Source organism: Chryseobacterium sp. FP211-J200, assembly GCF_001643375.1.
In the GTDB taxonomy this organism is placed as follows: domain Bacteria; phylum Bacteroidota; class Bacteroidia; order Flavobacteriales; family Weeksellaceae; genus Epilithonimonas; species Epilithonimonas ginsengisoli.
Map to the genome: position 1 here is coordinate 1 of NZ_LSHB01000073.1, position 11,345 is coordinate 11,345.

Genomic DNA, 11,345 nt, shown 5'->3' on the forward strand with positions numbered 1-11,345 from the left:
CAGGTTTTGAAACTGATCCCTTAAATATTCATAAAGAAGCCCAGAATAGGAATCTATTCTGGGCTTCTTATTTTAACAACAGTTTTAATTTAAACATAAAAAATCCCGAACGAATCCGGGACCTTCTGAGCCAACTACGGGATTTGAACCCGTGACCTCTTCCTTACCAAGGAAGCACTCTACCCCTGAGCTAAGTCGGCCTAAAAAAAAATCACATTCCGTAAGGTTTGTGATTTTGAGCGAAAGACGGGGGTCGAACCCGCGACATTCAGCTTGGAAGGCTGACGCTCTACCAACTGAGCTACTTTCGCATTTTGTTTCCAAAAAGGTTGGTTAACGGTGTGCAAATTTAAAAATAAATCTTAGAACCTGCAAAAATATTTTTATAAAAAAGTGGGGAGAGCAGGATTCGAACCTACGTAGCCGAAGCAGCTGAGTTACAGTCAGCCCCATTTGACCGCTCTGGTATCTCCCCAAAATTTTTCTATAAATGAGCCTCCAGAGGGACTCGAACCCACGACCTGCTGATTACAAATCAGCTGCTCTAGCCAACTGAGCTATGGAGGCATTTATTTTTTTTAATAAAGATCGTTAATCTTGCGCTTAGGTTACTTCCTTTTTGCGAGTGCAAATATGAGACTTTTTTATTTAAACCTGCAAATATTTTTTTAAAAAAATTTGATTTTTTTTTGACTTAATCTAAAGACTCAGTTAAAAAAAAAAAAAAATAGGTTTCAAATTAAAGATCATATTTCTGCAATTGGGTTGCTTCCTTTTTGCGAGTGCAAATATGAGACTCTTTTTTGAAACCTACAAATGTTTTTTTACAAAAAAACGTATTTTTTTCTAAGCTAATTCTTTTTTCTTGATTAACAGTTTCTTAGCGGTATCAACAGATTCGTCTAAACTTTCCTCAAAAGTAGCACAAGTCTTTTTTACGACGATATCATCACCTGGAACTTTGATAACGAGCTCGGTCGTCTTATTTAACTTTTCAGTAGTATTTTCAACTTTAAGGTAAACCGTAGCCTCAACAATTTTGTCATAAAAGGTCTCAAGCTTAGCTAATTTTTTTTCAATTCTTTCTTTTAATGGTTCATGCGGTGTAACACCTGCAGTCTGAATTGTAATCTTCATAACGTCTGTTTTAAATGGTTAAACAATAAAAATGTAAAAATCATTCCATCTTATCTATTTTATCAAATTTATTTTTTCTCTCTTGGATGTGCGTTCTTGTAAACCTCTTTCAGCTTCTCAATATTCGCACTGGTATAAACTTGTGTACTTGCCAAACTGGAGTGTCCCATCAATTTTTGAACCTTTGATATCTCTGCACCTTCGTTCAGAATGTGTGTAGCAAACGTATGTCTTAAAATGTGTGGACTCCTTTTCTGCTTGGAAGTAACATTACTAAAGTACCTATTAACCACTACATAGACAAATTTTTCGCCCAGTTTTTTTCCTTTTTTATTAATGAAAAAATATTGTTGGTTGTCGGAATCCGGAAGTCTCGTAGCAAGATAGGTTTGATAATCAGAAAGCAATTCGTCTGCAATTGGGATGATTCTGGCCTTGTTTCCTTTTCCAATGACCAAAATCTCTTTTTTTGAGAAATCGACGTTATTGAGCAACAGATTGCAGAGTTCAGCCTTTCTGATTCCGGTTTGGTAGAGCGTTTCTATGATAAGTTTCTCCAGAAGCGTCATTTGTCCCCTCTCCTCTATTTCTGTCTTCATCGTATCCATTTCTTCCACAGAGAACGGAATGCGCTTTTCTGCGTAGAATTTGAGCGAATCTATGGTTTCCATTGGCGAGACCTTGATCTCCTCCAAACGGAGCATAAACATATAAAAACTGCGGAGCGATGATAGTTTCCTATTGATGCTTCTTTTACTTAGCCCAGAAGTACTAAGTTCAACGATAAAGTTCTTGATCACTTTTTTGTGAACACGAACCACATCCGCCGTTGCTTCGGTCTTCAAAACGAAAGCTGAAAAATCCGAAAGGTCTTTTTTGTAATTGGTAAGTGTGTGAGGCGAATATCTTTTTTCTACCGCAATGTAATCCAGGAATCTTTCTATCATAGGTCTATAAATGCAAAATCACTTCCAAATATAGAAATTTGAAAGTGATTTTTCTTATGTTTTGCAAAAAAGAACTTAAGCTTGTTCTTCGATGCTTGCGTTTCTTTGTTTGTAAGCTGCTTTAAGTTTTGATTGTCTCAAAGTTACAGAAGGCTTGATAAATTGTTGTCTTGATCTAAGTTCTCTTACAACTCTTGTTTTATCAAATTTTCTCTTGTACTTTTTTAAAGCTCTGTCGATAGACTCTCCGTCTTTTACTGGAATTATTAACATATATTACATCTCATTTTGGATTGCAAAAATAGGAATTATTTATTAATTCGCAAATTTTTGTAGCGTTATTTTTAAAATTATCAAGAAGTTTTTTCATCTAAATATTTTTAACGCAAAGACCGCTAAGATTTTTTTGACATTATTGAAAATATTTTTAAGGCTCGCAAAGACGCTTTCGCTCAGCAAAGACATAATCAGAAAGTAAGTTTGTCATTCCGTAGGAATCTAGACTGTAGAGATTGACTTCGTCGAACCACTTTGTTAGGTTTCCTACGTAATGACAATATTGTGTTTTACACTGAATGTTGATTGGATGACAAAGTTCTTAGCCCCGATTGCAGTGGAAATCCTTTTTTGCGTTTTGTCAGGTTCAACTTAAGGGAAATCGTTATGCAAAAAAGATTGCAACGGAAAGCGGGAAATAGCTTCAAATAAGAAATTTAAAAAAGCTATTCGACTTTCGTCAAACAGCTCCTAAAATAGTTTACAAAATAAAAACTCCCGAATGAATCCGGGAGTTTTGTTTTATGCTTTGATGTAAAGAGCCTTTTTGATCTCATCTTTTACTTTTTCCACTTTCGGGAACCACTCGGCAAACAATGGCGCTGAATATGGCGCTGATGCATCTGGCGTCGTGATTCTCTTGATCGGCGCATCCAAATAGTCGAATGCTTTTTGCTGAACCATATAAGTGATCTCTGTTGAGATGCTTGCAAATGGCCAAGATTCTTCTAGAATCACCAATCTGTTTGTCTTTTTAACTGACTCAAGAATTGTATCGTAATCCAAAGGACGGATCGTTCTAAGATCGATCACTTCTACAGAGATCCCTTCTTTTTCCAAGTCTTCTGCAGCCTGTAAAGCCACCTTCATAATTTTACCCCAAGAAACCAAAGTCACATCTTTTCCTTCTTTCTTGATGTCAGCTTTTCCGATCGGGATGTAATATTCTTCTTCTGGAATTTCCATTTTATCACCATACATCTGCTCAGACTCCATGAAGATCACTGGATCGTTGTCTTGGATCGCAGATTTCAAAAGGCCTTTTGCATCGTAAGGATTGGAAGGAATGATCACTTTAAGACCTGGACAGTTGGCGTACCAGCTTTCGAAAGCCTGTGAGTGCGTTGCTCCCAACTGACCTGCTGAACCTGTAGGACCACGGAAAACGATGGGGATATTCCATTGTCCACCAGTCATTTGGTACATTTTCGCAGCGTTGTTGATGATCTGATCGATCGCAACCAAAGAGAAGTTGAAAGTCATATATTCTACGATCGGACGATTCCCGTTCATTGCTGCGCCTACAGCGATCCCTGTAAAACCAAGTTCCGCAATTGGTGCATCTATGATTCTTTTTTCTCCGAATTCAGCCAGCATACCTTTGGACGCTTTGTAAGCACCATTGTACTCTGCAACTTCTTCTCCTACTAGAAAAATGGATTCGTCTTTACGCATTTCTTCGCTCATAGCCTGGGCAATTACTTCACGAAATGTATATTCCTTCATTATAATGTATATTGATTATGAAAATGTTCTTTGTTAAATTTCGAAATACAAAAGTATTAATTTTTTTATTATCTGCATAACAAAAAAGGCTCCCATCTGGAAGCCTGTCAATTATCATAAAGATTGTTAGTTTACTTTGTGCCAAGTCTGCGTTTTAACTGCAATTCCTAGGATGATCGCTTTCACTTTCAATTGGTCACCTTCTCTTACGATCTCTGTTTTGTAAGATTTTCCATCTTTTGGATTGGTGATGGTTCCGCCTGAGAATTCATTCCCATCTTTTGAAAGACCTCTGATGATCTCTAGGCCGACCAATGGTTTGTTTTTGCGGTCATCTTTGCATTTTACGCAATTGTTGCTTTCCGGCTTGATCAATAGCTGAACGATCTTACCGTTATATTTTCCTTTGGAATCTTTGGAAATTTCTACGATGGATTTTGGTTTTCCGGTTTCGTCATCGATGGTTTTCCACTTTCCTTCGATCTGTGCAAATGAAAGAATGCCGATGAATGATAAGGCAAATGTTAAAAGTAATTTTTTCATTGTCTCCTATTTTAAGTTTGTTTGTTGTTTGATGAGATTAACTTGTTAACGTTAAATTAATATTGATAAAAATATAAATTAATTTTAAACAAACAATAATTATTTGCTATCCAAAGCATAAATAAAGCCAATTGCCAGATTTTCCCAACCTTAAACACTTTTGTCTAATACAGTTTTCTGTTGATGACGCGATCCATATAATCCTGATACCACGCTTTTGTTTTTTCGATGCCGAGTTTTTGTTCTGAATTAAGGTTTGTGCTGAAGAGATTTTTTGACAAGCCTAAATCGGTCTTGTCATAGATCCCTGTTACTTCTTTGCCATTGAAGATGTAAATGTAATTACCAATGATCATCTGCTCATTGATCGCATTAGAATTGACAATGATTGAATCTTCATTTTTATTGGAAACCAAACTTCTTCCCCAACTCCTGATTTTTTTATTATAACCAATCAAATCTGCCAAAGTAGGATAAATGTCCATTTGCTGGGCAAATCCTTCATCAACGCCTTTCAAATTGTATTTTGGATTTGGAGAGAAGAACAAAAGTGGAATCGCAAATCTGTTCATCGGTTTGAAATATTCTTGATATTGGATCTGATTGGTGTGATCAGCCGTGATCACAAAAATCGTATTTTGATACCAAGGTTGTTTGCTAGCAGTTTCGAAGAATTTCTTCAACGCATCATCTGTGTATTGAATTGGAACGTGGATTTGCAATGGTCCAGATTTGAACTTATTCTGATATTTCTCCGGAACTTTGAATGGGTCGTGAGAAGAAGCAGAAAATAGTGTTGACATAAAAGGTTGGTTCTTTCCGATATTCTTTGCAAAATACTGGAAAAATGGCTCATCCCAAATAGACCACATTCCGTCGAAATCATTATCATTATTATATTCGTTCTTTCCGAAATAATGTTTGAAACCCAGAATATTCCCAAAACCCTGGAAACCCATCGAACCATTCGGCGCTCCGTGGTAAAAACTCGTATCATAACCCAGATCATTACAAACCGAAACAATGGATTGGATTTTTTGATTGGAATAAGGTGAACTTGTAAAAGCGTCTGTCAAACTTGGGATTCCGGCGAGAACAGAACTCATTCCGTGGATGGATTGTCTTCCGTTCGCAAAAGCATTGGAAAAAATTAGACCTTCATTTGCCAAACTATCCAAAAATGGTGTGTAGGAAACGAAATCTTTGATATTTGTATTTTTATTAAATGCACCAGAATATTCTTTTCCAAAACTTTCCAAAATGAAAATCACAATGTTTGGTTTCTCATCAACTTCCCGTTCGTAAAATTTATACGGTTTGATTTCTTTCTCAATGAATTTTTCATCGACAAAATGAACGAGCTTGAAATTGTTTGTATTAATAGTTCGGAAGAATGAGAAAACGCTGTTCAAAACAAGATTTCCTTGCAATGGATTTCTGACGTGTTTGTTGGCATCCACCAAATTAATCGGTCTTGTAGAATGTTTGAAATCACCACGGATTCCGCCAACCACCAAAAGCGCAGTCACACACAAAATCACAATAGACGAAGCAAAATATTTGATTAAATTCCGCGGTCGCTCCTCTTCCACTTTCACTTTTTTGTAAAGGAAAATCCACAAGAACATCATTAAAATAAAAGAAAGAATAACAAACGGATTCTGCAAAACCGCGTTGAAAAAGACTTTTCCGATATTCGATTCATTCTTCGCCACAGAAAACGCAGCAGAAGTCAATCTCGCTTGGCTGAATCTGTAATAAATCATATCGCCAAAGTTGAAAGCGTACGTAATTCCGTTCGTGATGAAATACCAGAAGAACAGAAATTTTTGATAATTCTTTTTTGTATTAATGACAATCGGAATGATACTTAACAAAATAAAAACCGAGTTCACATAAAGAATCGCAGTCGTATCAAATGCAGTTCCGTAATAAGAAAGCTTAAGATATTCCGAAATCCAATCAACTTTCACCAATTCCTGATTGAAGAACCAAAACAAGAATCTTGCAATCTGATAAAAGAAAAACACCAAAAAAAGTCTGTAAACCAAGGCAAAAACTTCTTGCCCTCTCAAATTCTTCATTTTGCAAAATTAAGAAAAGTGGGAAGATGGAAGTTTCAAGATGGAAGTTTTTCCGCACAACTCAAAAACTTCGGACTTCCAACTCCAAGCTTCCAACAAAAAAACTTATTTTTGTGATATGAATTTCATCAAAAATAACCTTGCCAACGCATTTACTTTAGGGAATCTTTTCTCGGGTTGCGTTGGGATTGTTCATCTCATTTCAGGCGATTATCAAACCACAGCCATTTGCATTATTATCTCATTGGTTCTTGATTTTTTCGATGGTTTTATTGCAAGAGCTTTGAAGTCCAGTAGTAATTTGGGCGGACAATTGGACTCTTTGGCAGATATGGTGAGTTTCGGATTTTTGCCTGGGATTACAATGTTTGTTGCATTGGAACACTTGACACTATCTGGTCTTACAGAATTTATTCCTTGGATAAAGTATCTAGGTTTCATTATAACACTTTTCTCTTGCCTTAGATTGGCAATTTTCAATTTGGATGACGACCAAAAATATTACTTCAAAGGTTTGAATACGCCGAGTAACACGATTTTGATCTTCGGATTGTTTTATGCTTTCAAAACCACAGGATATTTCAGTTTTCTTTTTGAGAATGAAATTTATCTATTGATTTTAACCGTGGTTTCTTCTTGGCTTTTGATCAGTCCAATCAAGATGATTGCGATGAAATTCAAATCAAAACAATTAAAAGATAATTATCCAAAACTGGCTTTGCTGATTGGCGGAATTTTGATTTTATTGATATTCAAAACAGTCGGATTTCCTTTGATCATCATCTATTACATTTTGATCTCATTAATATTTCAAAAACAATTGAAGTAGAAATTAGATTTTAGAAGCTAGAAATTAAAACAACAATCACTCATCAATTATAAATAATGAACTTAAAACTATATAAACCACTTTGCGTTTTCGATTTGGAAACGACAGGAACCAACGTTGGAAAAGACAGAATCGTGGAAATCTGCATCCTGAAAGTAAATCCAGACGCATCAAGAGAAAGTAAAACCTGGAAAGTAAATCCAGAAATGCCAATTCCAAAAGAATCGTCCGCCATCCACGGAATCTACGATGAAGACGTTGTGAACGCACCAACTTTCAAAGACATTGCATCGAAAATTCTGGAAATGATCTCAGGATCAGATCTGGGAGGTTTCAATTCCAACCGTTTTGATGTGCCACTTTTGGCAGAAGAACTTTTGCGTGCTGGTTTGGATTTTGACTTGAGTAAATTCAAATTGGTGGATGCGCAAACCATCTATCACAAAATGGAACCGAGAAATCTTTCTGCCGCGTACAATTTTTATTGTCAAAAAACTTTGGAGAACGCGCATTCTGCCGAAGCCGATGTTTTGGCAACTTTCGAAGTTTTGGATGCGCAAGTTGGACATTACGAAGATCTACCGAAAGAAGTTGCAGGTTTAAGTGAATTCTCCTTCCACAGCAAGTTTGCGGATCTGGCTGGTATGATTCATTTCAATGATAAAGACCAGGAGATTTTTGCCTTCGGGAAATATAAAGGTCAAGTTGTGAAGGAAGTTTTCCAGAAAGACATTGGTTATTATGGCTGGCTTCAAAGCGCTGATTTTCCGCTTTACACTAAGAAGATATTTACTAAAATCCAGCTGAAATCACGGTTTTAATTAAATTACCAATGTGAAAATCTCACTATGTAGCACTTTGGAATAAAGGATGTTACATTGCAATACTAAAAAATTGTTACATTAATATTATGAAAATAATCTGCGTAGGAAGAAATTACGGCGAGCACGCCAAAGAGTTGGGGAATGAGATCCCAGAAGACCCAGTGATCTTTATAAAACCTGACACAGCCATTTTGAAAAAAGGTTCAGATTTTTATATTCCCGAATTTTCTGATGATATTCATTACGAATTGGAGGTGGTTTTGAAAATCTCAAAAGGTGGAAAATATATTCAGAAAGAAAATGCTGGAAACCATTATGACGAGATTGGTTTAGGACTAGATTTTACAGCAAGAGACCTTCAAACCAAATTAAAAGAAAAAGGGTTGCCTTGGGAATTGGCGAAAGGGTTTGATGGATCAGCAGTGGTTTCTGATTTTGAACCGAAAAAGAAATATGATTTGAAGAACCTCGGTTTTTCATTAACCAAGAACAATGAGAAAGTTCAAGATGGAAATACGAAGGATATGATATTCAGTCCGGAAGATATTATCGCTTTTGCTTCTCAATATTTCACTTTGAGAGTTGGCGATTTGATTTTCACGGGAACCCCAAAAGGTGTAGGGAAAGTTTCTGAAAATGATCTGCTTGAAGCATATTTGGAAGAGAAAAAATTATTCTCACTGAAAATCCAGTAGACAAAATTAGGTAATGGTTGTTGATTAATGGTTGACGGTTATCAGTTCTGGCTTTTTTATAATGGCTAAATTTTTGCTCTTTATAACGAATAAACTTTGATTATGAAAAAAATTATTTTACCCGTAGATTTCTCTGACAGCTCAAACAAATTGGTAGATTATGCCATCAATTTTGCGAAAGATGTAAACGCCGAGATCCATTTGATCCACGTCGCAGCAACGGACATTGGTTTCGTGATCGGTGATATGGGATTCCAATATTTCCCGGAGGTTGAAGAAAATGAGATCAAATATGAATTAAAAGAACTGAATAAACTTCAAGAAAGAATCATTTCAAACGGTGTAAGTTGCTCTCATATTTTGAAACAAGGGATTGCTGGAGACACGATTTTGGAATTCGCAGATGAAAAAGCAGGAGATTATATTGTTGTAGGTTCGCACGGTAGAAGTGGTGTTTACGACGTATTCATCGGAAGTTTGACCAAAGAGATCACCAAAAAATCTAAAATCCCAGTTTTGGTTGTGCCTTGTCATGATGAAGAATAGTCTGAAGAAACAAAAACAAAGATAAAAGAATCAAGACCTTAAAATAAAAGAACCCGTCTCGTTGTAGTAACAAGACGGGTTTTTTATTATATAATCAATTTATTTAACCTTCGTTTTTATAAATTTTCGGGTCGTAATAAGGATTTTTACCTTCTGTTGGTGAGAAGTAATCTTTGTCCTTTTGAGCGCCCAAAGTCACTACCAAAATATAACACCAATATGTGAAAAATCCGGATGCTACAAGAAATAAAACCCAGTTCAGTACATTACCAAATAGGTTGTAAAATCCGAAAGACCATTTGAAAGCTGCACTTAATGCTAACCAGAAAGATGTCATATTTTTCTTTTTTTAAATTAACTTTGCACAAATTTATAAAAAATGTTTCGATTACTTTCAAAAGAAAGCAATATTTTTTCTGTTCCGGCTTACATTGGTTTTTTGTTTCTGATATTTTTATCACTTAACTTACTAGATTTCAAAAACATAACCCTCATTCCCACCTTAATTACATTCACAGGGATCAGTTTGGGATATTTTTTATTCAATGCTATCGCCCTCAATCAATTTTCTCATCTTCCTTTATTTCTTTACACACTTTTTGTAGTCTCGTTTTATGACGGAACTATCGACCTTGGACTGAGCGTTACTTTTTTGATGAGCTCCATTTTATTACTGATTTTAACGAGTCAGAATGATCAATTGAGAAAAAGTTCTTTTATGTTGGTCGGCGCAATTTTGGCCTTTACCTTTCTGGTTTTTCCACCCAGTTGGCCTATGGCAGTTTTCGTGCTTTTCCACATTATTGGCACTTCTGGACGAGTTGGTCTTAATATCTTTCGACTTCTGTTTGGATCGGTATTAATAGTATTAAGCTATTTTGGTGTAATGTATTTGATCCATTATACAACTTGGGACAGTTCCTATTTCCCGTTTTCAGCTTCATTTGAAATGTTGAAGACCTATTATCCCCTATACATTTTGATCCCAATTGCATTGATGATCATCTACTCTATCTCAGACCATTTTAAACATTATAATGAGAAAAGCCCTATTAGCCGATACAAATATACTTTTGTCTTGGTCTTTTCTCTTGCCCAGCTGATCACCATCATTTTTTATATGGGAAATGATTATGAGTATCTTCTGATCTTAGCTTTGCCTGTAAGCATCATCATCAGTAGGATGTTGCGCTTCCTTCCAAAATACTGGATGCAGGAATTGGGACTTTGGATCGTGGCTTTTTGCTTGGTAGCATTTAAAATCGCTAATTTTACACAATATTAAATAATTTGATGAAGAATGATTCAGATAGATGATAAACTGATTTCCGAAGATATTTTTGCAGAGAGTTTTGTCTGCAACCTTACAAAATGCAAAGGCGTTTGCTGTGTAGATGGCGACACTGGCGCCCCACTTGACAAGGATGAATTACCGATTCTTGAAGAGATTTTCCCAAAAATCAAATCTTACTTAAGACCAGAAGGCGTGAAAGCCATCGAGGAACAGGGAACTTGGGTAGTAGATCCTTACGACGGCGGTTATGTAACGACTCTGGTCAATGGAAGTGAATGCGCTTATGTTATTTTTGATGAGAAAGGGACAACCAAATGTGGCATCGAAAAAGCCTATGAAGACGGCGTCGTAGATTGGAAGAAACCCATTTCCTGTCATCTTTATCCAATCCGTGTGAATGATTACAAAACCTTCATCGCGCTCAATTACCACGAGTGGGAAATCTGTAACGATGCCTGTACTTTGGGGAAAGAATTACAAGTTAGAATTTACCAATTCCTAAAAGAGCCACTCATCCGAAAATACGGAGAAGATTTCTACAAAACACTTTGCGACGCCGCAGAAGAATGGGAAAAAGAATATAATTCTTAATCAGATTCAATATTTTAGATAGAACATATTAGACATAAAAAAAGGAATCCAAATTGGTAGTCATGGTCGGAAG

The 11,345-nt window shown here is 36.1% G+C and carries 13 protein-coding genes and 4 tRNA genes; 6 read left to right on the forward strand and 11 right to left on the reverse strand.

The window, feature by feature from the left end; genetic code table 11:
• Window positions 1–128 precede the first annotated feature (128 nt).
• The 10 genes from AXA65_RS18115 to AXA65_RS18160 form a co-directional block, all read right to left on the reverse strand.
• Window positions 129–200: transfer RNA gene (locus tag AXA65_RS18115), tRNA-Thr, on the reverse strand.
• A gap of 38 nt (window positions 201–238) precedes the next feature.
• A tRNA-Gly gene (locus AXA65_RS18120) sits at window positions 239–311 on the reverse strand.
• 83 nt (window positions 312–394) lie between these two features.
• Window positions 395–475 (reverse strand) — tRNA-Tyr (locus AXA65_RS18125).
• A gap of 18 nt (window positions 476–493) precedes the next feature.
• Window positions 494–567 (reverse strand) — tRNA-Thr (locus AXA65_RS18130).
• A gap of 279 nt (window positions 568–846) precedes the next feature.
• On the reverse strand, window positions 847–1,137 hold the full coding sequence (locus AXA65_RS18135; protein ID WP_034976831.1) for an HPF/RaiA family ribosome-associated protein: 291 nt from the start codon (window positions 1,135–1,137) through the stop codon (window positions 847–849).
• Window positions 1,138–1,205: 68 nt separating this feature from the next.
• Window positions 1,206–2,084, reverse strand: coding sequence for a tyrosine-type recombinase/integrase (locus AXA65_RS18140; protein WP_063971465.1), 879 nt, complete (start codon window positions 2,082–2,084; stop codon window positions 1,206–1,208).
• Between the two features lie 75 nt (window positions 2,085–2,159).
• Window positions 2,160–2,357, reverse strand: coding sequence for a 30S ribosomal protein S21 (gene rpsU / locus AXA65_RS18145; protein ID WP_028123384.1), 198 nt, complete (start codon window positions 2,355–2,357; stop codon window positions 2,160–2,162).
• A gap of 525 nt (window positions 2,358–2,882) precedes the next feature.
• Window positions 2,883–3,866 carry a pyruvate dehydrogenase complex E1 component subunit beta gene (locus AXA65_RS18150; protein ID WP_063971466.1) on the reverse strand — a complete coding sequence of 328 codons (984 nt, stop codon included), beginning with the start codon at window positions 3,864–3,866 and terminating at the stop codon, window positions 2,883–2,885.
• Window positions 3,867–3,992: 126 nt separating this feature from the next.
• Window positions 3,993–4,409 (reverse strand): DUF2147 domain-containing protein, encoded by a 417-nt coding sequence (locus AXA65_RS18155; protein ID WP_063971467.1) that lies wholly within the window; start codon window positions 4,407–4,409, stop codon window positions 3,993–3,995.
• 164 nt (window positions 4,410–4,573) lie between these two features.
• Window positions 4,574–6,493, reverse strand: coding sequence for an LTA synthase family protein (locus tag AXA65_RS18160; RefSeq protein ID WP_063971468.1), 1,920 nt, complete (start codon window positions 6,491–6,493; stop codon window positions 4,574–4,576).
• A gap of 118 nt (window positions 6,494–6,611) precedes the next feature.
• Between AXA65_RS18160 and AXA65_RS18165 the strand changes: the two genes are divergently transcribed.
• The 4 genes from AXA65_RS18165 to AXA65_RS18180 all read left to right on the forward strand — a co-directional run bounded on the left by AXA65_RS18165 (window position 6,612) and on the right by AXA65_RS18180 (window position 9,387).
• Window positions 6,612–7,322 (forward strand): CDP-alcohol phosphatidyltransferase family protein, encoded by a 711-nt coding sequence (locus AXA65_RS18165; protein WP_063971475.1) that lies wholly within the window; start codon window positions 6,612–6,614, stop codon window positions 7,320–7,322.
• 56 nt (window positions 7,323–7,378) lie between these two features.
• A complete protein-coding gene (locus AXA65_RS18170) occupies window positions 7,379–8,143 on the forward strand; it encodes a 3'-5' exonuclease (RefSeq protein ID WP_063971469.1) in 765 nt (254 codons plus the stop codon).
• An 89-nt stretch (window positions 8,144–8,232) separates the two neighbouring features.
• Window positions 8,233–8,841: a fumarylacetoacetate hydrolase family protein gene (locus AXA65_RS18175; protein ID WP_063971470.1), complete on the forward strand. Its 609-nt coding sequence runs from the start codon at window positions 8,233–8,235 to the stop codon at window positions 8,839–8,841.
• Window positions 8,842–8,943: 102 nt separating this feature from the next.
• Complete coding sequence (locus AXA65_RS18180) at window positions 8,944–9,387, forward strand: universal stress protein (RefSeq protein ID WP_063971471.1); 444 nt, start codon at window positions 8,944–8,946, stop codon at window positions 9,385–9,387.
• A gap of 103 nt (window positions 9,388–9,490) precedes the next feature.
• Here AXA65_RS18180 and AXA65_RS18185 read toward each other — a convergent pair whose 3' ends face one another.
• Window positions 9,491–9,724, reverse strand: coding sequence for a hypothetical protein (locus tag AXA65_RS18185; protein WP_063971472.1), 234 nt, complete (start codon window positions 9,722–9,724; stop codon window positions 9,491–9,493).
• A gap of 42 nt (window positions 9,725–9,766) precedes the next feature.
• Here AXA65_RS18185 and AXA65_RS18190 point away from each other — a divergent pair, with 42 nt between their 5' ends.
• Entirely contained in the window at window positions 9,767–10,672 is a 906-nt protein-coding gene (locus tag AXA65_RS18190) for a DUF6427 family protein (RefSeq protein ID WP_063971473.1), read from the forward strand.
• A gap of 15 nt (window positions 10,673–10,687) precedes the next feature.
• Window positions 10,688–11,272, forward strand: coding sequence for a DUF3109 family protein (locus tag AXA65_RS18195; protein ID WP_063971474.1), 585 nt, complete (start codon window positions 10,688–10,690; stop codon window positions 11,270–11,272).
• Window positions 11,273–11,345 lie beyond the last annotated feature (73 nt).

Coding starts and splice junctions, on each gene's coding strand:
- AXA65_RS18135 (WP_034976831.1), bottom strand. CDS start 1,137: ATGAAGATTACAATTCAGACTGCAGGTGTTACACCGCATGAACCATTA.
- AXA65_RS18140 (WP_063971465.1), bottom strand. CDS start 2,084: ATGATAGAAAGATTCCTGGATTACATTGCGGTAGAAAAAAGATATTCG.
- rpsU (WP_028123384.1), bottom strand. CDS start 2,357: ATGTTAATAATTCCAGTAAAAGACGGAGAGTCTATCGACAGAGCTTTA.
- AXA65_RS18150 (WP_063971466.1), bottom strand. CDS start 3,866: ATGAAGGAATATACATTTCGTGAAGTAATTGCCCAGGCTATGAGCGAA.
- AXA65_RS18155 (WP_063971467.1), bottom strand. CDS start 4,409: ATGAAAAAATTACTTTTAACATTTGCCTTATCATTCATCGGCATTCTT.
- AXA65_RS18160 (WP_063971468.1), bottom strand. CDS start 6,493: ATGAAGAATTTGAGAGGGCAAGAAGTTTTTGCCTTGGTTTACAGACTT.
- AXA65_RS18165 (WP_063971475.1), top strand. CDS start 6,612: ATGAATTTCATCAAAAATAACCTTGCCAACGCATTTACTTTAGGGAAT.
- AXA65_RS18170 (WP_063971469.1), top strand. CDS start 7,379: ATGAACTTAAAACTATATAAACCACTTTGCGTTTTCGATTTGGAAACG.
- AXA65_RS18175 (WP_063971470.1), top strand. CDS start 8,233: ATGAAAATAATCTGCGTAGGAAGAAATTACGGCGAGCACGCCAAAGAG.
- AXA65_RS18180 (WP_063971471.1), top strand. CDS start 8,944: ATGAAAAAAATTATTTTACCCGTAGATTTCTCTGACAGCTCAAACAAA.
- AXA65_RS18185 (WP_063971472.1), bottom strand. CDS start 9,724: ATGACATCTTTCTGGTTAGCATTAAGTGCAGCTTTCAAATGGTCTTTC.
- AXA65_RS18190 (WP_063971473.1), top strand. CDS start 9,767: ATGTTTCGATTACTTTCAAAAGAAAGCAATATTTTTTCTGTTCCGGCT.
- AXA65_RS18195 (WP_063971474.1), top strand. CDS start 10,688: ATGATTCAGATAGATGATAAACTGATTTCCGAAGATATTTTTGCAGAG.